Source organism: Bradyrhizobium sp. CSA112 (genome assembly GCF_029051645.1).
Lineage (GTDB): Bacteria > Pseudomonadota > Alphaproteobacteria > Rhizobiales > Xanthobacteraceae > Bradyrhizobium.
In genome coordinates this window covers 45,003-64,660 of record NZ_JAACFS010000026.1, presented here as the reverse complement: position 1 = coordinate 64,660, position 19,658 = coordinate 45,003, and the positions used below count along the sequence as shown (strand labels likewise).

Annotated in this window: 18 protein-coding genes and 1 pseudogene; 10 read left to right on the top strand and 9 right to left on the bottom strand. The window is 63.0% G+C overall.

Annotated elements, in window-relative coordinates; genetic code table 11:
* Positions 1-8: 8 nt before the first annotated feature.
* Both GWE18_RS30295 and GWE18_RS30290 read left to right on the top strand, forming a co-directional pair.
* Positions 9-1,595 carry a hypothetical protein gene (locus GWE18_RS30295; RefSeq protein WP_342804310.1) on the top strand — a complete coding sequence of 529 codons (1,587 nt, stop codon included), beginning with the start codon at positions 9-11 and terminating at the stop codon, positions 1,593-1,595.
* 22 nt (positions 1,596-1,617) lie between these two features.
* Complete coding sequence (locus GWE18_RS30290) at positions 1,618-2,178, top strand: hypothetical protein (protein WP_275189387.1); 561 nt, start codon at positions 1,618-1,620, stop codon at positions 2,176-2,178.
* Positions 2,179-2,218: 40 nt separating this feature from the next.
* Here GWE18_RS30290 and GWE18_RS30285 read toward each other — a convergent pair whose 3' ends face one another.
* From GWE18_RS30285 to GWE18_RS30260, 6 genes and pseudogenes are all read right to left on the bottom strand, one after another.
* Positions 2,219-3,451, bottom strand: coding sequence for a biotin/lipoyl-binding protein (locus GWE18_RS30285; RefSeq protein WP_275189386.1), 1,233 nt, complete (start codon positions 3,449-3,451; stop codon positions 2,219-2,221).
* Positions 3,444-3,911, bottom strand: a complete 468-nt coding sequence (locus tag GWE18_RS30280) for a hypothetical protein (protein ID WP_275189385.1) — start codon at positions 3,909-3,911, stop codon at positions 3,444-3,446. The genes GWE18_RS30285 and GWE18_RS30280 overlap by 8 nt, the downstream gene beginning before the upstream one ends.
* A gap of 258 nt (positions 3,912-4,169) precedes the next feature.
* A pseudogene (glsA, locus tag GWE18_RS30275) lies at positions 4,170-6,045 on the bottom strand (glutaminase A).
* Between the two features lie 203 nt (positions 6,046-6,248).
* Entirely contained in the window at positions 6,249-7,424 is a 1,176-nt protein-coding gene (locus GWE18_RS30270; RefSeq protein ID WP_275189426.1) for an MFS transporter, read from the bottom strand.
* 14 nt (positions 7,425-7,438) lie between these two features.
* Positions 7,439-8,290, bottom strand: a complete 852-nt coding sequence (gene kdsA / locus GWE18_RS30265) for a 3-deoxy-8-phosphooctulonate synthase (protein WP_275189384.1) — start codon at positions 8,288-8,290, stop codon at positions 7,439-7,441.
* Positions 8,291-8,382: 92 nt separating this feature from the next.
* Complete coding sequence (locus GWE18_RS30260) at positions 8,383-8,709, bottom strand: NIPSNAP family protein (protein WP_057848810.1); 327 nt, start codon at positions 8,707-8,709, stop codon at positions 8,383-8,385.
* Positions 8,710-8,927: 218 nt separating this feature from the next.
* Between GWE18_RS30260 and GWE18_RS30255 the strand changes: the two genes are divergently transcribed.
* The 3 genes from GWE18_RS30255 (at position 8,928) to GWE18_RS30245 (ending at position 11,769) form a co-directional block, all read left to right on the top strand.
* Positions 8,928-9,602 carry a response regulator transcription factor gene (locus GWE18_RS30255; RefSeq protein ID WP_275189383.1) on the top strand — a complete coding sequence of 225 codons (675 nt, stop codon included), beginning with the start codon at positions 8,928-8,930 and terminating at the stop codon, positions 9,600-9,602.
* Complete coding sequence (locus tag GWE18_RS30250; RefSeq protein ID WP_275189382.1) at positions 9,599-10,978, top strand: HAMP domain-containing sensor histidine kinase; 1,380 nt, start codon at positions 9,599-9,601, stop codon at positions 10,976-10,978. The genes GWE18_RS30255 and GWE18_RS30250 overlap by 4 nt, the downstream gene beginning before the upstream one ends.
* A gap of 110 nt (positions 10,979-11,088) precedes the next feature.
* On the top strand, positions 11,089-11,769 hold the full coding sequence (locus tag GWE18_RS30245) for an rRNA adenine N-6-methyltransferase family protein (RefSeq protein WP_275189381.1): 681 nt from the start codon (positions 11,089-11,091) through the stop codon (positions 11,767-11,769).
* Here the strand turns inward: GWE18_RS30245 and GWE18_RS30240 are convergent.
* Together GWE18_RS30240 and secG are read right to left on the bottom strand one after the other, a co-directional pair.
* Entirely contained in the window at positions 11,736-13,367 is a 1,632-nt protein-coding gene (locus tag GWE18_RS30240; protein WP_275189380.1) for a CTP synthase, read from the bottom strand. The two genes, GWE18_RS30245 and GWE18_RS30240, sit on opposite strands and share 34 nt — an antisense overlap.
* Before the next feature lie 166 nt (positions 13,368-13,533).
* On the bottom strand, positions 13,534-13,908 hold the full coding sequence (gene secG / locus GWE18_RS30235) for a preprotein translocase subunit SecG (RefSeq protein WP_275189379.1): 375 nt from the start codon (positions 13,906-13,908) through the stop codon (positions 13,534-13,536).
* A gap of 226 nt (positions 13,909-14,134) precedes the next feature.
* On the opposite strand from secG, the gene GWE18_RS30230 reads away from it, so the two are divergent.
* Genes GWE18_RS30230 through GWE18_RS30220 form a run of 3 tightly spaced genes read left to right on the top strand, consistent with a single transcriptional unit; the run spans position 14,135 to position 15,622 of the window.
* Complete coding sequence (locus GWE18_RS30230; protein WP_275189378.1) at positions 14,135-14,701, top strand: XRE family transcriptional regulator; 567 nt, start codon at positions 14,135-14,137, stop codon at positions 14,699-14,701.
* A gap of 6 nt (positions 14,702-14,707) precedes the next feature.
* A complete protein-coding gene (locus tag GWE18_RS30225; protein ID WP_275189377.1) occupies positions 14,708-15,061 on the top strand; it encodes a hypothetical protein in 354 nt (117 codons plus the stop codon).
* Positions 15,062-15,082: 21 nt separating this feature from the next.
* Positions 15,083-15,622, top strand: coding sequence for a GNAT family N-acetyltransferase (locus tag GWE18_RS30220; RefSeq protein WP_275189376.1), 540 nt, complete (start codon positions 15,083-15,085; stop codon positions 15,620-15,622).
* Between the two features lie 23 nt (positions 15,623-15,645).
* On the opposite strand, the gene tpiA is transcribed toward GWE18_RS30220, so the two are convergent.
* Positions 15,646-16,398, bottom strand: coding sequence for a triose-phosphate isomerase (tpiA, locus tag GWE18_RS30215; protein WP_275189375.1), 753 nt, complete (start codon positions 16,396-16,398; stop codon positions 15,646-15,648).
* A 251-nt stretch (positions 16,399-16,649) separates the two neighbouring features.
* Between tpiA and GWE18_RS30210 the strand changes: the two genes are divergently transcribed.
* Both GWE18_RS30210 and trpD read left to right on the top strand, forming a co-directional pair.
* On the top strand, positions 16,650-18,551 hold the full coding sequence (locus tag GWE18_RS30210; protein WP_275189374.1) for a peptidylprolyl isomerase: 1,902 nt from the start codon (positions 16,650-16,652) through the stop codon (positions 18,549-18,551).
* Positions 18,552-18,627: 76 nt separating this feature from the next.
* Complete coding sequence (trpD, locus tag GWE18_RS30205) at positions 18,628-19,641, top strand: anthranilate phosphoribosyltransferase (protein WP_275189373.1); 1,014 nt, start codon at positions 18,628-18,630, stop codon at positions 19,639-19,641.
* The last annotated feature ends 17 nt before the right edge of the window (positions 19,642-19,658 follow it).

The following is a 19,658-nucleotide window of genomic DNA, read 5'->3' as shown; positions in this document are numbered from 1 at the left end:
GGAAGGCCATGCGGAAGTCTCTCCTCGGGTTTACCGTCGCAGCTCTTAGCCTATCGACATCCCAGCCGCTGTTTGCGCAAGACGATGTGGATCAGCAGCTCGGTCAAGTGCACTTTAAAATCTCTTGCAACGAAGTCGCGCAGCGACGCTTCGATCGAGCGATGCGCTATCAGCACTCCTTCTGGTACGCCAACGCCAAAGAGATCTTTGAGGAGGTCATCGAGGCGGACCCCGCATGTGCCATGGCATATTGGGGCATCGCGCTCACGCTGATGGACAACCCGCACAACGCAATCCCGCGGCCGAATCTCGCGCCCGGCCTTGCCGCTATCACGAAGGCCAAGGAAATCGGGGCCAAGACCGAGCGCGAACGCGACTACATTGATGCCCTTATGGTGATGTACGCGGATTACGACAAAGTGTCCCACGCCCAGCGCATGCGCGCCTACCGGGATGCCCAAGCGAAAGTCGCCACGAAATATCCAGACGACGACGAGGCTCAGATCGCCTACGCCATCACGCTCAATACGTCGGCGGACCTGAACGACAAGACTTACACACAGCAGACCAAGGGCGCCTCAATCCTGGAGCCGATTTCCGTGCGGCTTCCGCAGCATCCGGGGGTGACGCACTACCTGATCCATCTCTACGACTATCCGGCGACTGCACAAAAAGGGCTCGACGCCGCCAACCGTTACGCCAAGATCGCGCCGGCCGCGCCGCACGCCCAGCACATGCCGTCGCACATCTACACCCGCGTCGGTTACTGGAAGGAGTCGATTGCTTCCAACATCGCCTCCGTAAAGGCGGCCAAGGCCGAAAAGTCGGTGGGCAATTATCTGCACGCGCAAGATTATATGGTTTACGCCCACCTTCAACTTGCCCAAGATCAGCAAGCGCGCGTCGTCATGGACGACATGGCAAGAGAGACCAACTTCAAGGCCACGGTCGCAGCGGCCGACTATGCACTGGCGGCGGCGCCGGCCCGTTATGCGATCGAGCGCGGTGACTGGGACGCCGCCTCGCAACTGTCTGTCAGGCCGAGCGGCTCACACTTCTCGACGGCGATCTCGCACTTCGCTCGCGCTCTCGGCGCGGCGCGCTCCGGCAAGCCGGAGGCTGCCAAGGCCGACGTCCAAAAACTTGCTGAATTGCGCGACAAGTTGCGCGAATCCAAGGATATTTATTGGCCGGAGATCGTCGACATCCAGCGTCAGGTCGCCGTTGCGTGGATACTTCACTCGGAGGGCAAATACGACGAGGCGCTCATGGCTATGAGCGCTGCAGCGGACGCCGAGGACAAAACCGAGAAGCACGCGATCACGCCGGGCCCGCTGGCGCCGGCGCGCGAGCTTTATGGCTTCATGCTGCTCGATCGCGGCATGGCCAAGGAGGCGCTTGCGGCCTTCGAGGCCACCAAGGCCAAGGAGCCGAACCGACTCCAAGGCTACGTAGGCGCTGCCAAGGCCGCCGATACGCTCGGTGACAAGGCTGCGGTACGACACAACTATCAACAGCTCGTGGCATTGACCGCGAACGCCGACACGGAGCGGCCAGAGCTCGCAGCGGCAAAGAGGTATCTCGCCAGCAATTAGGCCAACCTGAAACGGTGGTGCAATGAGGCGGGTAGGTCGTGTCGCCATTGTAGTAGCGTCGCTGGGAACTGTGCTGGCGGCGATGCTGGCATGGTCCGGTCTGCCACAGCGCGCGGCCGCAACTGCGACCGCGCCGGTATGGACCGAGATGGCTTGGCCCTTCCCCAGCGATCCCTGGGGGAAGGGAAAGGCGTTCCGCTGTAAGGAGGCGGATTGCGGTGCCGAGGTGAACATTTATCTGCGCGCCAAGATCGGCTTTTGCAATTGCACGACTGGCGTAGCCGATGACGATGATGTCGACCGCATGGGAGATCTTGTTCTCGTTGGCGACGTCTCGCCGCTCGGCACCAGCCGTCCGGTCAGAATTGCGTCGATGGACGGTCGCAGCCGCGCTTACACGCTCAACGCTCGCAATCCGCTTGGCAAGACGGCGATATCGGTCGTTTTTAGGGAACGCTGCGACATGATCGTAGCGACTGCTGTGCTCGGCCACGACCGGCCGGCAGCGATCGAGCCCAGCGTGATCGAGTTTCTCAATGGCAGAACTGTGATGCGCTGGGCCGAGATCACACTTGGCCTCTAATCTGACCAGAGAAAGCTCGGCTGCACAGCGGACGTCTCGATCAATGCCCGCTCAGCACCAATGTCTTGACCGGCAGCAGCAGCGCCTGAATGCGTAGCAGCATCGCATGCACAAGCCCGACGGCATCGACGACGTGCAGCCCAAAGCTCTTGAATGAGCCGACTTTCCCCGACGAGATCAGTTCGTGATTGCTGGTGTAGGCATTGGCGATGCAACTGCTTCCCGGCGTCACGCCTTCCAGCCCACCCTTGAAGATCGGCTCCATGTAGACGAGGATCGTACCCGGGCGCACGACCTGCTGCGCTTCGAGCAATTGCTCGCCGCCCCTGACCTGGCCTGCCGCGATGTAATCCTGGACGTTGGTCACCACCATCGGAATAATCGTCCACGGCCTGGAAATGCAGGTGGCCTCGGCCACCATTCCGACCTTCATGACCTGCGCTTCGATTTGTCCGAACCCTGCCAGAAGCGCGCGTCGTCCCGCGCCCTCCGGAATCAGGACGCCGGCCGACCGTATCATTGGATTGACGATATCGCCCGGCCTGAGCGCGAACTGCTCGACCCGCCCGTCGACACCGGCGCGAATAAAGGTCTTGTCCAGATCGACCTGCGCTTCGGCCAGCGCCGCCTCCGCGCTTGCCTTCTCCGCCGGCAGCAGAGCGCTCAACCGCGTCATAGCGGACTGTTTCGACGCCGTTGCCGCGTCAAGCGACCCCTGACGCCCCGCGACGGCCACTTGTAGCTTTTCGATGTCCCGCTGCGGAACGATACCAGGATTGCGCTTCTGCAGTTCGCTCTTGGTGTCGAGTTCGTCCTGCGCCTGCTGCAGCGCGCCTTTTGCCTCCTGAAGCTGACCTTCCGCCTTGAGAATATCGGCCTGCGCCGACAGCATCGCGGCATCGACTTCGGCGATCTTGCGCTTCGCGGTCTGCAGCGACGCTTCCTGCTTGGCGCTGTCGAGCCTAAAAAGCACGTCGCCCTTCTTGACGGGAGCGCTGAGATCGAAGTTAACCTCCGCCACCCGGCCGGTTATTTCGGGCACAATCGGAACGGTTCGGTAGTACAACGTCGCCGATGTGGTCGACGGGTGATAGTAGAAGATCATCGTAATCAGCGCGACCGTGAGCATCAGGCAGGCGATGATGCCAAATCGCAGTTCGAACCACACCGAGTACAGCGTAATCTCCTTGCCGAGCCGTTTGCCCTGCCGGTAGCGGCGATAGAGATAATCCGGAAAGATCGTCAGCAGCGAACAGAGGAGCAACTCAAGCATGGCTGTGCACCTCGCTCTTGGCGCCACTGGCCTTCTCTATTCGGGCCTTGGCGTCGCCGGTTGCGGCAGCGTGCGTCGCGTCTCCAACTGGCGGCTCGGTCGGGTCCTGTTCGGGCGGAACACCAGCCATCTTCTCGACCGACCCTGCGATCCTGCGCAGTGGCGTGCTGAAGTCCGGCAGGTCGATCATCGCAAGGAACAGGCCGATCACCCAGAACAGGTGGTTGTGCGTGAACAGCGCCAGCAGGCCCAGCACCGCCACGACTTCAAACTGGAATTTCTGCGACTTGTGCGCCATCCGTTCCGGCAGTGTGTGCAGGTGCAAATAGAGATTGCCGACCGCGAGAACGGCGACGATAAGAAAAATGCCGATGACGACCATCAGAACGTCGGTGTCGCCCGGCGCGGTGATGAAGGATGGGAGATGATGCGGTGCGCTGGGGTGAATCGACTCGCTCAAGGCATCCTCCGTTCATAACGGGCCTAACGCGCTGGGTCGGTCGGCTCGGTTCAATCTTTACACAATGTGAAAACTTGGCAAGCGCTAAGGCGCGGCCTCGCGCACGAGGCCGATCAGCCCCATTTTCATGAACCGGATGGCCTCTGCGACCAACCACCGCACGTGCACAACGCTTTCTCCGCCATTCTCGGCTGATCGCCCTCGAGAATTTTTGTACCCAGGCAAGCCGGCAGGCGCAAAAGCTGCTGTCGACAGCTCTCAATATGCGCTGAGCAGATCGACCTTGGCGTTGGCGAGGATCAGGCGCCGCGCCAACAGCGCAGAAAGATTGCGCATGATCTTCAAGGCGGTCTGCGGGTGGAGCTGGCGGTAATCGGCAAAACTGTCGAGCGGCAGCTCGAGGCATTTTACCGGCGTATCAGCCCACACATCGGCGCTGCGGTGCTGTTCGATGATGGCCATTTCGCCGAATTCCATGCCCGGCCCGAGCGAGGCCAACCGCACCCCGCTCGGCAGCTTGACGCTCACCATTCCGCTTTGCAGGAAAAAGAGCGAGTTGGCCGGCTCCCCGGCGCTGACGATGCGCTGGCCAGCTTCATAGCGGCGTGGAGTCGATAGGTCAGCCAGTGCTGCGATTTCCGCCGGGGCCAAATCAGCCAGCAGCGCCTGTTCGCCGAGATGGCTTGTTTCCTTCGAGGAGGTAAAGCCGCCATAGCGATAGATAACCTGGTCCTCCGCCCATTCGATGCCTTCGTCGAGCAGCGCGAAGCGCCGCAACCGCTGCGGCTCTGCGGTTCGTGCACGCACTTCCGTCCACACCGGCGACGTCGTCTCGAGACCAGTCAGAATCGCCGTCACACCGATATTGGCGAGAACGGTGAGGTTCTCGCCAAGGAGCTGCGCGCCGGCAGCGGTCAGGTCCGGCACGCGGCGAAAATCGAGGATCAACAACGGCGCATTCGGCGGCTCTCCGGCCAGCCGCCGCGTCACATAATCGATCGTGGCGAAATTCAACGCGCCAACCAGCTCGATCACGCGGATGTCGCTATGGCGCTCTTCCAAGATCTGCTGCTCGTTGGGCTGGCGGCTGCGGCGTGACGAAATGCCGAAGATGTCGTAGTCGGCAATGATGCAGGTACGGACGTCGGCGCTGCGGTTGAGCATGTGCAGGTCGAAGCGCGACGACAGCGCTTCGCAGACCTTCAGGCCGCGCACGCTGTTGCCGTGGCTGTCGAGACATGGAGAAAACGTACCAAGCCCCATCTGCGAGGGAAGCGCCGCAACGATTCCGCCGCCGACGCCGCTCTTGGCCGGGATACCGACGCGGTAAATCCATTCGCCGGCGTAATCGTACATGCCGGAACTCGTCATCACCGAGAGCGTACGCGCGACGATATTGGGCGAAATGACGGAAACACCCGTCACCGGATTGACGCCGCGATTAGCGAGTGTAGCCGCCATCACCGCGAGGTCACGCGCGGTGACGAGGATGGCGCATTGTCTGAAATAGGTGTCTAGTACGGCATCGACGTCGTCCTGAAGCACGAGATAATTCCTCAACAACCAGGCGATCGCGCGATTGCGGTTGCCGGTCAGCGCTTCGGAGGCATGAACGGCGTCGTCAACGCCAAGTTCGCGGCCGGCGAACTGGCTAAGCTTCTCGCGGATGCGCTCGAAGGCGTGTGCGCCGTCGACCTGGTGAAATAAGACCGGAACAGGCGATCGCACCGGCATTGACCATCGGATTGAAGGGCCGATTGTCGTTAGTCAGCCGGATCGAGTTGAACGCCTCCCCGCTCGGCTCCACGCCGATCGCTGCGGCCACGCGCTCCTCGCCGACCAGGTCGAGCGCTAGCGCGAACACGAAGGCCTTGGACACCGATTGAATGGTGAAAGGCACGGCGCTGTCGCCGACCTCATAAACATGGCCGTCGATGGTGACGAGACCGATGCCAAAGTGGGCCGGGTTGGCGCGCTTCAGTTCAGGGATGTAATCCGCGACCGTGCCGGAATAGTCCGATTTGAAGTCGCCATAGCAAGCGGCCAGAAAACGCTGGAGCGGAGGTTCATTGGCATAGCCGGCACTTCTGGTGGCGAAATTACTGCTGGCCGGGCGGGTAATCTGGGCGTCCACATCATCACCTTAAATGGCAAGAAGTGAAGCAATCCTCGTGCCATGGCCGGCTCCCTGACCACGGCATCCGGCCGAGACGCATGCGGCAGATGTGCGTCATCCCGACGCGAGCCGGCAATTTCCTTAGAAGTCGGGCCGGAATTGCGCCTTTGTCACGACGGTTTTGCTGTTCGAGTACCTCATCGGATTATTCTAGCGGCCTGCTACGTCACCGCCGCATCCGTGGGCCGCGTCTGGCGCAGCAATTTGGCACAGACAAAGCCTAGCGCGATCATCACGGCTCCTGCAGTCAGCAAAGTCGGCACCTTGCCAACGTGCTGGATGCCGAAACCATAAGCGATCGGGCCGACGGTCTGCCCCATGAAGAAAAAGAACGCGTGCAACGACAGCGCCATCGCGCGCGCTTCTGCCGACAATTCGCTGGCGAATACCTGCAGACTGCCATGGATCATGTAGAAACCCCAGCCCATCAAAATCAGGCTGAGCAACTGCAACTTCCATTCCGGCCCCATCGCCACCGCAATGAGCTGCACGCCGACCAGCGCCGCTCCTCCGATCATCATCCCGTTGACACCGATCTTCGGCAGAAGCCGCGACACCGTCATGGTGTAGAACAGGCCGCCGACGGCGAAGCCCGCGATGACGACACCTGCGATCGACAGCGAGGTTTGTCCGAGTTCGAACAGGAAGGCGGCAATGAACGGGAACAGGCCGAGCACGCAGCAGCCTTCGATAAAGACGGCCGAGTAGCAGATGCGCGCGTTCGGATTGGTGAAAATCGTGCGATAGCCCTTCTTCAGGGCTGACAGGCTGGTGCGCGGTGGATGTGTCAGCGCCGCGCCGCGAAATCCGACCGCGACCACGACCGAGGCCAGCACGACGATTCCGCCGAGCACGGCCAGCACACCGCGCCAGCCAAGGAAATCGCCGATCAAGCCGGACACCGTAGCGCCCAGCAGGTTGCCGGTCATGGCGCCGGCCAGCGTACGACCGATCGCGATCTGACGCTTCTCGGGACCAACGAGATCGCTGGTCAGCCCCAGCGCGATTGGAAACACGCCGCCCGAACCGATGCCGGCCAGAATGCGGCTCGCAAACAGCAGGGGAAACGATGTCGCCATCGCGCCGAGAATGTTGGCAAAGCCGAGCAGCGCGAGGCAGACGATCATCAGCCTCGCCTTGCCGAAAATGTCGGCGAAGGCGCCGAGCACCGGCTGGATGATGGCAAAGGTGAAGGCGAAGGCAGCGGCGAAACTGGCGGCGGTCGCGATGCTGACCGAGAAATCCTCGGCCACATGCGGCAACACCGGATCGAGCGCGCGGGCGGACAAGGCTGCCGAAAAAGTTGCGAGCGCAATAATATTGAGCGCCGGCGGCATGCCGCTGGTGGCGGTCACGGCGGAGCGTTCTTGGCAAGTGCGTCGAAGCCCATCAGCCTTTTCACCAACGCTTCGAACTCACGCAGCGGCACCATGTTGGGCCCGTCCGACGGCGCATGATCGGGATCGGGATGGGTCTCGATGAACACGCCGGCGACGCCGACCGCCACCGCCGCGCGCGCCAGCACAGGAACGAATTCGCGCTGGCCCCCGGATGAGGTGCCCTTCCCGCCCGGCTGCTGCACCGAATGGGTGGCGTCGAAAATGACGGGCGCGCCCGTCGTCTGCGCCATGATCGGCAGCGCACGCATGTCCGACACCAGCGTGTTGTAGCCGAACGACGCGCCGCGTTCTGTCACCAGCACGTTCGGATTGCCGCCGCCGGTGATCTTGGTGACGACGTTGGTCATCTCCCACGGCGCAAGGAACTGGCCTTTCTTGACGTTGACGACTTTGCCGGTCGCCGCCGCTGCAAGCAGCAGATCGGTCTGCCGGCACAGGAAGGCCGGGATCTGCAGCACATCGATTGCCTGTGCCGCCTCGGCGCATTGGGCGGTCTCGTGCACGTCGGTCAGCACGGGCAAACCGAGCGAGGAGCGTATCTCGGCGAAGATCGGCAAGGCCTGCGCCAAACCAATTCCGCGCGCCGCCGAGCCCGACGTTCGATTGGCCTTGTCGAAGGAGGTCTTGTAGACGAGGCCTATGCCGAGCCGGCCCGCGATCTCTTTCAGCGCAGTCGCCACTTCGAGGGCGTGCGCACGGCTTTCGAGCTGGCACGGCCCGGCAATGATAGAAATCGGCAGGCTATTGCCGAATTTGACCGGACCGACCGAGACGACCGGGGCTGCATCGAGTTTCGCGTTCAAGGGATTTTCCTTCATAACTGGCGCAGACCATGCCGGTCCGCGCTTTCAGGATCAACCCCGTTTACCCCCGAATTACAGGGTTGCGCCCGCGACTATTTTACCGCGGAGAACGCCGTCGGCACCAAGAGCTGGCTGACGATGTTGTCGATGATCTGGCCGTCCTCCTCGCTCCTGGCGCGGCCGGCGATCCAGTCGGGATCAGACTGGAATGCGGTCCATTTCTTTTCGCGGTCGGCGAGCGAGTCCCACGCGATGAAATAGGTCAGTTCCTGATTGGAGGTGCCGATCAGCGTCGTGTAGAAGCCGGCCTGCTTGATACCGTGCTTGTCCCACAGTTTCAGCGTCAGCGTATCGAAACGCTTCATCAGCGCCGGTAGGCGGCCGGGTAAACAGCGATAGACGCGCATTTCCATGATCATTGATTGTCCTCCCAAGTGATTTCGCGCGCGGTTATAGCGGTTGTTCGAGAGGCTGTCTTGGGCCGATCCCGCGCACCATTCGGCGTGCGGCGCATGGCTGGTTGCTGCCCCAAACTGGCCCGAGGCCGCGACCTAGGGCTCTCCCTTGGGGTGTTCCCGCAATGCTGCCGTAATGATACTGGCGCTAATTCGACCCGGTCAGATGTCAGGTGCAGGGAATGCGGATATTGCTCGTTGAAGACGAAGCGGAAATGGCTGCGGCGCTCGCTTCGGCACTGAAGCGCTACGACATGGTGGTGGACCATGTGGCGACGCTTGCCGAGGCCGAAGAGGCCATTGCCGCAGACGTCCACGGCGCGGTGCTGCTCGACCGCCAACTCCCTGACGGCGATGGCCTGGCGCTAATCCCAATACTGAGGGCGCGGGCCTATGGGGTACCCATCATTGTGCTTACGGCGCGTGGCGAGCTTACCGAGCGGATTGAGGGCCTCGACAGCGGTGCGGACGATTACCTGGCAAAGCCGTTCGCGGTCGAGGAATTGCTGGCACGGCTCCGCGCCGTGCTGCGTCGGCCCTCCGGCCTACAGCCGGATATCGTGAAGGCCGGGCGGCTCGCCTTCGACTTCGGCCATCGCGAGGCCAGCGTCGATGGACGCCCGCTCGAACTTCCACGGCGCGAATTGCTGGTGCTGGAAACTCTGGTACGGCGCCTGGGCCGGACCGTGCTGCGGTCCGCGCTCGAGGAAGCCGTTTACAGCTTCGATGACGCGGTGCAGTCGAACGCGCTGGATACTCATGTCTCGCGGCTACGCCGCAAACTTGCCGACGTGGACGCCGCAGTCGAAATCCACGGCATTCGCGGCGTCGGCTATCTGTTAAGGAAGGTGCCGTGACCGGGCGCTCTGAACACTATTGCCTGCGCTCGCGGCTGAGCTGGCGGCTGATATCGCTGCAGGCCGCTTTGCTGGTGACGCTGGTCATCATCTTGATCGGTGCGCTATGGGCCTCAGGCTTTCTGCTGGTGGAGCGGGACGAAGATCATGTGATCGACATCGTGCAGCGGTCGCTCGCGCGCGACGCGGATGGCAGCTTGATGCTGCGCCCCACGACAGAACTCAAGCAATTGCGCGATGGCACGCCGGACCTCTGGTTCCTGGTGCGCGACAAGGAAGGACGTTCGCTGTCGGAAGGCAAAGTACCCGTCGAGTTTTCCAGGATCGGCGATGCGCTCGATCATATCGGCCAGGCACGGCTCGGCTGGCGGTTCCTTGAAGACGATGCTCGCAAGCCGCCGGCACGGCTGAAGCGCGTCAACAGCGCCGCCGGCGACGTGCAGATCCTCACGGCGACACAGGGAAAGATGTCCAGCGGCAAGACCGTGCTCGCCACTTCGCTGGCGTTCCTCGGCATCGCCCTTCCCGGCCTGCTTCTGATGGCGACCGCGACGTTCATTGCGACGCCGCTGGTGGTGTTGCGCGCCTTCGCCGGGCTAGATATGGCGGCAGCGCAGGCGCGCCAGATCGATACTCATCAGCGTGGCGCCCGGCTTTCCGCTCATGACATCCCGCTCGAGGTAGTGCCGCTGGTTACCGCCATCAACGACGCGTTGGCGCGGCTGGATGAAGGTTATCAGCGCCACCAGCGCTTTGTTGCCGACGCCGCGCATGAACTGCGCACGCCGATAGCGATCCTCAACACGCGGCTGGAATCGCTGCCGGCGGGGCCCGACAAGACGCGATTGCTTGAGGATACCGCGCGGCTATCTACGCTGGCCGAACAACTGCTCGACATCCAACGCCTCGATCAATGTCGGCATCCCTTCAGCCGCGTCGATATTGCGGCGATCGCGCAAGGCGTCGTCGCCGACCTTGCACCGCTCGCAATAGCCGGTGGTTACGAGCTGGCACTCGATACGGCAGCCGAATGCGTCGAGGTCATCGGCGATCGTTCCGCACTTGAACGCGCGCTAACCAACCTCGTACAGAACGCGATCCAGCATGGTGGCCGCCGCGGAACCATCAGTATTCACGTCGGTTTGCCCGCGACCATCGACGTCAGTGACGAAGGCGATGGCATTCCGCCGGAACAGCGCACGCTGATTTTCGAGCCGTTCTATCGCCTCACGCCGCTCGACCGCGGCGCCGGTCTCGGACTCAACATGGTGCGTGAGATCGCCCGTGTGCACGGCGGTCACGTGTCGGTGTTCGACGGCCCGAATGGCGGCGCGTGCTTCCGCCTCGCGCTGCCGCCTGCTTCCTCCGTGAAATAGAACCGCACACGCACTGTGGCCGCGCAATGCTGTCGCAATGCAGGCACGCGACATTGATTACGCCTCGTCATCGAATCGAGACGTGATCAATTTTCTCTGCCGGAGTGCGCATGTCACACGACTTCTTCTCCTTCTTCCTCGCCTGGATGTCAGCTCCCGGCCGCGTCGGCGCGATTGCCCCGTCCAGCCCGGCGCTCGCCGATCTCATCACCAGCGAGATCACGGCATCGAGCGGTCCGATCCTCGAACTTGGCCCCGGCACGGGAGCGTTCACCTACCAGCTCTTGAATCGCGGTATCCACCAGCAGGATCTGACGCTGGTCGAATACGGCTCCGATTTCATGAAGTTGTTGCAGGTGCGTTTCCCCGGCGCCCGCGTCCTCTGGATGGATGCTGCGAGACTGGCGACGGAGCGCCTTTTCGACGGTGCGCCGGTGGGTGCAGTCGTCAGCGGCCTTCCGCTGCTCAACATGTCCACCCGAAAAATCGTCTCGATCGTCGGCGGCGCGTTCAGCTATATGCGACCAGGCGCAGCGTTTTATCAGTTCACCTACGGACTTCGGTGTCCAGTGCCGCGCCCTATTCTCGATCGGCTCGGATTGAAAGCAAAGCTAATCGACCGTGCAATGCTCAATGTACCACCCGCGGCGGTCTATCGATTGACGCGCCGACCGCAAAGCAAACTGGTCACACGGAGCACGGTCATATCGACGTCTGAGCTGGCGCCAACCAACGATGGTCCAGTCAAGACAGGACGTCAGACCAGCCGGCTCTGCACCACCGCGGCCTGAATGAACGACGCAAACAGCGGGTGCGGCTCGAACGGCCGCGACTTCAGTTCGGGGTGGAATTGCACGCCGATGAACCAGGGATGATCCTCGTATTCGACGATCTCCGGCAGCACGCCGTCGGGCGATAGGCCCGAGAAGCGCAGGCCGTGCTGCTCGAGCCGGTCCTTGTAGGCCGTGTTGACTTCATAGCGGTGGCGGTGTCGCTCGGAAATCTCGGTTGCGCCGCCATAGACTGCCGAGACGCGGCTGCCGCGCTTCAGCGTTGCGGGATAGGCGCCGAGCCGCATGGTGCCGCCGAGGTCGCCGGTTTTCGAGCGTTTCTCCAGCTCGTTGCCACGCAGCCATTCCGTCATCAGGCCGACCAGCGGCTCCTTGGTCGGGCCGAACTCGGTGGAGTTCGCGTTCTCGATGCCGACGAGATTGCGTGCGGCTTCGATCACCGCCATCTGCATGCCGAAGCAGATACCGAAATACGGCACGTCGCGGACGCGCGCAAACTGGGCCGCGCGGATCTTGCCTTCGGCGCCGCGCTGGCCGAAGCCGCCGGGCACCAGAATGCCGTTGACGTGTTCGAGGAACGGCGCCGGATCCTCGTTCTCGAACACCTCGCTCTCGATCCAGTCGAGATTGACCTTCACCTTGTTGGCGATGCCGCCATGCGACAGCGCCTCGATCAGCGATTTATAGGCGTCCTTCATGCCGGTGTACTTGCCGACGATGGCAATGGTCACCGCGCCTTCCGGGTTGCGCACGCGCTCGTTGATGACGTTCCAGCTCTGCAGCGCCGGCGGAATTTTTGGCGTGATGCCGAACGCAGCCAAGACCTCGTCGTCGAGGCCGGCGGCGTGATAGGCCTCGGGCACCGCGTAGATGTTGTCGACGTCCCTCGCCTCGATCACGGCGCTTTCGCGCACGTTACAGAACAGGCCGAGCTTGCGGCGCTCTTCCTTGGGGATTTCGCGGTCGGTGCGGCAGAGCAGAATGTCCGGCTGGATGCCGATCGAGCGCAGTTCCTTCACCGAGTGCTGGGTCGGTTTTGTCTTCAGTTCGCCGGCGCTCGGAATGTAAGGCAGCAGCGTCAAATGAATGTAGACGGCGTGGTCGCGCGGCAATTCGTTCTTGAGCTGACGGATCGCCTCGAAGAACGGCAGGCCCTCGATGTCGCCGACGGTACCGCCGATCTCGACCAGCACGAAATCATATTCGTCGTTGCCGGAGAGGACGAATTCCTTGATCGCGTTGGTGACGTGCGGGACGACTTGAATGGTCGCGCCGAGATAATCGCCGCGGCGTTCCTTGGTGATGATGTCTTGATAGATGCGCCCGGTGGTGATGTTGTCGGCCTTGGTGGCCGGACGCCCCGTGAAGCGCTCGTAATGGCCGAGATCGAGATCGGTCTCGGCGCCGTCATCGGTCACGAACACTTCGCCGTGCTGATACGGCGACATTGTTCCGGGATCGAGGTTGAGATAGGGGTCGAGCTTGCGGAGGCGGACCTTGTACCCGCGAGCCTGCAGCAGGGCACCGAGTGCCGCCGAAGCCAGACCCTTTCCGAGCGAAGAAACCACGCCGCCGGTGATGAATATGTACCGCGCCATGGGATTCTACCTTTAAGGCCACTGCCCCGATTCGCCAAAACGAATCGCATGCGCGGGCGAACATTTCGCCGGGCTGTGGGTGACGTGAATTTTAAAGCGATTTCAGGCCATTGATGGGAAGTTCTGCTGCAGGACGGTAGAGGCCGCCCTGCATAGCCACCCTGCTTTATTGCGAACGCGGCGCCTGCGGGCCCGACTGGCCCTGCTGTTCATCCACCTTCTTAAGCGTATCGAGCACGCCGCCGGAGGTCGGCGGAGCGACTGGCGCGCCACCCGGCTGGGACTGCGTCGTCGGCGCGCCGAGGATCGAGGCCGGTTTGCGGTCGACGCCGGCGAGCCAGGCCAGCGCCATGCTGGTCAGGAAGAAAAGTCCCGCCAGGACCGCCGTCGTCCGCGTCAAAAGATTGGCTGTGCCGCGGCTCGACATAAAGCCGGCGCCCCCACCCATGCCGAGGCCGCCGCCTTCGGATTTCTGCAGCAGCACGGCGCCGATCAGCACCGAGACGATCATGAGGTGAACGACGATAATGACGGTCTGCATCTCAAAACCTTCCGTCACAAGCGAAGCGCGCCGGTCTTCGGCTGCACCAAGAGCTTGCGGGTTTTCCTGAAGTTGCGCGGTGTTACACGATCGGACGGGGCATTGTCACCCCCAACCGCCGCCGTGGAGATAATTGCCGCAGGCGCGACGGCAAGGCTGTCCCAGTTCTCGCGCGACATTCGAATCCGGACTTGAGGTCGCAGCAATTTTCTATTATAATAGACAAATGGATACTATAGTAGACGACCTCAGCGCCCGGCTCGCCCACCGCCTGCGGCTCGAGCGCGACAGCCGCGGCTGGTCGCTGGCCGATCTGGCCGAGCGCTCCGGGGTTTCCAAGGCCACCATCAGCAAGATCGAGCGCGCCGAGGTCAGCCCGACCGCGGTGGTGCTGGTTCGGCTCGCCAGCGCCTTCGACCTCACCCTCGCCGGCCTGATGCTGCGTGCTGAAGGCCAGGGCGGACGTCTTTCGCGCGCCGCCGAGCAGCCGGTGTGGCGCGATCCCGAGACCGGCTACCTGCGCCGCCAGGTGTTCAGCCGGCCCGATCATCCCGTCGAGATCATCAAGGTCGAGATGCCGGCGAAGCAACGCGTGACGCTGCCCGCTTCGTCCTACGCGCACATCCGCCAAGTCCTTTGGGTGTTGTCAGGCGCGCTCGTCCTCATCGATGGCGGCGAACGCCATGAGCTCGCCTCCGGCGACTGCCTCGGCTTCGGTCCGCCGGCGGAAGTGACGTTTGCCAACGAGAGCGCCGCGCCCTGCGCCTATGTCGTTGCCCTTGCCCGGAGCTAGCTGGCGATGGCGGAGACCGACATCAGGCGTTCTCCGACCGAGCCGGCGGATCCGGCAAACCTCGCGCCTGCCGGCCACAATGGCGGTCCGCCGCTCGACCAAGAGCACCGTCCTGAATGGGGCAACGGAGGAATTGGAAACTATTTCTACTGGAAGGCGGCGCATCGCGCGGCCTGGCACAACCCCTCGCCCGGCATCGTCGCGTTTCGCATCGGGAAAGCCGAGCGGCTGGGACTGACTTACGAAGAATACACATTGGAAATTCTCGAACGCGGCCGTCACCTGCAGGTCGAGGATGTCGAACGGATTGCAGAGATCAAGCGCGCGCGCTCCGCCCGTACCGTCAATCATCGAAAGTGAACTTCGCGGAAATTCATCCTCATGTCGGATATCCAGATCAAAGCCTTGAGCCCTTCGCCCGAAATTTGCGCGATGCTCAGTGAAATCCTGATCGAAACGGTTGCGAACGGCGGATCGGTCAGCTTCATGCATCCACTGTCACAGATGGCGGCCCAAGCGTTCTGGCGCGACTCGCTGGCCGCGGCCGGGCGCGGCGAGCGGATCGTTCTCGGCGCCTTTGACGGCGAGCGCCTGATCGGGACCGTGACGCTATTGCTCAATCTTCCGCCAAACCAGCCACATCGTGCCGAGATCGCGAAGATGATGACGCGCGTCAGCCACCGCCACCGCGGGATCGCCACGGCGCTATTACGCGAGGCCGAGCAGATGGCGATCGCGCGCGGCCGCTGGCTGCTCGTGCTCGATACCGCCGAGGACGAAGGCGCGGCCGGCCTGTACGAACGGATGGGCTTCAAGCTGACCGGCGTCATTCCGGACTACGCGCTCAAACCCCATGGCGGCCTCACGGGCACGCTGGTCTACTGGAAGCGGCTGCCGGAGGGTATGCCCGCCCTGAGCTAGAGCCCACTTCGCTCGAAAACGCTCTAGCAGGCCTCGGCAATCGCCAGAAAATCGGTCGCTTTCAGGCTGGCGCCACCGACAAGTGCGCCGTTGACGTCGGCGACCGCCATCAATTCCGCCGCGTTGGAGGGCTTGACCGAGCCGCCGTAGAGAATCCGGATCTTGCTCCCCTCAGCCTTAAATCGGCTGGTGAGAACGCCCCGGATAAAGCGATGAACTTGCTCGACATCCCCAGGCGTCGGCGTCAACCCGGTACCGATCGCCCAGACCGGCTCATAGGCCACCACCAGATTGGCTGATGTCGCGCCATCCGGCAACGAACCGGCGAGCTGCGCGCCGCAGATATCCAGCGTCTGGCCGGCGTCACGCTGCTTCTGGGTCTCGCCGATGCAGACGATCGCTGAAAGCCGTGCCCGCCAAGCCGCCTCCGACTTCTGCCGGATCAGCGCGTCGGTTTCGCCATGGTCGGCGCGCCGCTCCGAATGCCCGACAATGATGGCGCTGGCCCCGGCATCGGCCAGCATTTCCGCCGAAAGATCGCCGGTATGGGCGCCCGAGGCTTTTGGGTGGCAATCCTGGGCGCCAATGGCGAGTTTTGAACCGAGCGCCTTGTCGGCGAAACCGGCGATCAGGGTGGCTGGCGGGCAAACCAGCAGGTCGGCCTTGCCAGCCAACGCACCCGCACCGGCGATCATGGCTTCGAACTCGGCCAGGGAAGATTTCAGGCCGTTCATTTTCCAGTTGCCGGCGATCAGCGGCCGGATAGCGTCGGTCATGTCATTTGTCCCGCAAATGTCAGCGTTCTGGATGCGCTAGCAGAGGCACGCCGCCAGTTCCAGATGGCGGTCGGACGATCTCGCCGCGATTAACCGCTTCAATTAGCCCATGCGGGCGAGGTTGCCGGGGGGCTGCGGCCACTTTATGATGGGTTTTCAACTCGGTGACGCCTTGTTGCGGTTTTCGGTCCCGGATCGAATTCCCTTGGGCACGACCCGGTTCCCCTCTCCTGCAAAAACAAGTTGGACCCATGCTTCGAGGAATGCGGAAAGCCTCATCAAACTGGCTCGGCAAGATTGTCATGGCCACCGTGATGGGCGTTTTGATTGTCAGTTTCGCAGTTTGGGGCATCGCCGACATCTTCAAGGGGTTCGGGCAGTCGTCGCTCGCCAAGATCGGCAAGACCGAGATTTCGACCGAGCAGTTCCGCCAGATCTACACGGAAAAGCTGCAACAGCTCGGCCGTCGTTTCGGTCGGCCGCTCACCTCGGAGCAGGCCCGCGCCTTCGGGCTCGATCGGCAGGTGCTGCAACAGACCATCGCCGAAGCCGCGCTGGACGAGGAAGCCCGGCGCATGGGGCTTGCCCAGTCCCAGGATGAGACCATGCGGCTCATCTACAACGACCCCAATTTCCAGGGATTGGGCGGCAAGTTCGACGCGCAGCGCTTCCAGGCCACGATCCGGCAGTTCGGCTACACCGAGCAACGCTATCTCGCCGAACAGCGGCGTGTCGGGCTGCGGCGCGAGATCGCCGGCACCGTCTCGGCCGGGGTGGAGCCGCCGAAAGTCCTGATCGACGCCATGACCCGTTTCCAGAACGAACAGCGCTCGATCGAGTATGTCAAACTCGACGCCGCGCAGGCCGGCACGATCGATCCGCCCTCGCCCGAGGCGCTGGCCGCCTATTTCGAGGAGCGCAAGACCCAGTTTCGCGCGCCTGAATATCGCAAACTGGCCTTTGTCGTGATCAGCCCCGAAGAGATCGGCAAGTGGACCGAGGTCTCCGACGAGGACGCGAAGAACGTCTTCGAGCAGCGCCGCGACCAACTCGGCACGCCGGAAAAGCGCGAAGTGTCGCAGATGTTTTTTCCCAACGAAGGCGAGGCGCTGGCCGCGCGCAGCCGCATCACGTCGGGAATGTCGTTCGACGACCTCGCCAAGGAGCGCAATCTCAATCTGGCGGACGTCGACCTCGGCATGATCGCAAAGAGCGAGATCATCGATCCGGCGATTGCGGACGCGGCGTTTTCGTTGTCGTCCGGCGAAGTCAGCCAGCCGGTGCAGGGGCGGTTCGGCGTGGCGCTGGTCAAGGTCGGCAATATCGAACCGGGCGTGACGCCGACCTTTGAAAGCGTAGCAGCGCAGGTGAAGAAGGAACTCGCGACCGAACGCGCGCGCCTCAAGGTCGGCGAAATCCAGAACAAGATGGAAGACGAGCGCAGCGGTGGCGCCAATGTGGTCGAGGCTTCGCAGAAGCTCGGCCTGACCGCTGTCACGATCGACGCCGTCGACCGCTCGGGCCGCACGCCCGATGGCCAGCCGGTGGCCAACATTCCACGGGGCCTCGACGTGGTCTCACAGGCCTTCAACAGCGATGTCGGCGTGGATAACGAACCGATCCAGTTTGCCGGTGGCTATGTCTGGTACGACGTGCTCGGCATTACGCCCTCGCGCGAACGCACGCTCGACGAGGTCCGCAGCCAGGTCGAGGCGAAATGGCGCGAAGACCAGATTTCGAGCAGGCTGCGCGCGAAGGCAACCGAGATGGTGCAGAAGGTCGAGCAAGGCGGCACCCTTGCCGCGGAGGCCGCAGCAGTCGGAGCGAAGGTCGAGACCGCGACCGGTTTCCGCCGCGACGCCTCGCTGTCAGGCGTACCTTCCGCCGCCATCACGGCCGCGTTCCGGACGCCCAAGGACGGCGTCGGGCAGACGCCGGGCGCAGGCGGCAGCGAGTGGATCGTGTTCCGCGTTACGGATGTGACCGTACCGCAGGTCGATGCTGCCTCCGAGGAGCTGAAGAAACTAAAGGACACCCTGCAGCGCAGCCTGACCGAAGAACAGGTTGCGCAATACATAACGAAGATCGAATCCGAGATCGGTACCACCATCAACCAGGCCGCCTTCGCGCAGGTGACGGGCGCTAACAACTGAGCATGATCGCAAAATAAACCTAAGGTTCGCCAGCCGGTCATGCTTGAAGACGACACCCAATCCTGAAAGCCAAGCGATGGACGACCTCAAATCTATCATCGGAAAAGTCGCCACCGGCGCGACGCTGTCGCGTGATGAGGCGGCGTCCGCGTTCGACAGCATGATGTCCGGCGAGGCCACGCCCTCGCAGATGGGCGGGCTGTTGATGGCGCTGCGGGTCCGCGGCGAAACCGTCGACGAGATCACCGGCGCAGTGGCGGCGATGCGCAGCAAGATGCTGCGGGTCAACGCGCCCGCGGACGCGGTCGACGTGGTCGGCACCGGCGGCGACGGCTCCGGTTCGGTCAACGTCTCGACCTGTGCGGCGTTCATCGTCGCGGGCGCCGGCGTGCCAGTCGCCAAGCACGGCAACCGGGCGCTGTCGTCACGCTCCGGCGCGGCCGATGTACTGGCTTCCCTCGGCGTCAAGATCGACCTCACGCCCGACCAGGTCGGCCGCTGCGTCGCCGAGGCCGGCATCGGCTTCATGTTCGCGCCCGCCCACCATCCGGCCATGAAAAACGTCGGCCCGACCCGGGTCGAACTCGCCACTCGCACGATCTTCAACCTGCTTGGCCCGCTTTCCAACCCCGCCGGCGTGAAACGTCAGATGGTCGGCGTGTTCTCCCGGCACTGGGTGCAGCCGCTGGCGCAGGTGCTGAAAAATCTCGGCTCCGAAGCCGTCTGGGTGGTGCACGGCTCCGACGGTCTCGATGAAATCACCCTCACCGGCCCGAGCTTCGTCGCCAGCCTCGATAACGGCAAGATCACCACGTTCGAGGTGACCCCGGAGGACGCGGGTCTCACCTGTTGCAATGTCGACGCGCTGAGGGGCGGTGACGCCGATGCCAACGCGGTCGCGCTGCAAGGCGTGCTCAACGGCAAGCCGAGCGCCTATCGCGACGTCGCGCTACTCAACGCCGCGGCGGCGCTGGTCGTGGCCGGACGTGCCAGGGACCTGAAAGAGGGTGTCGCGATCGGCGCCAAATCGCTCGACAGCGGCGCGGCCGCGGCACGGTTGAAGCACCTGATCGCGGTCTCACGCGGCTGATCCAAGGGGCCCCAGAG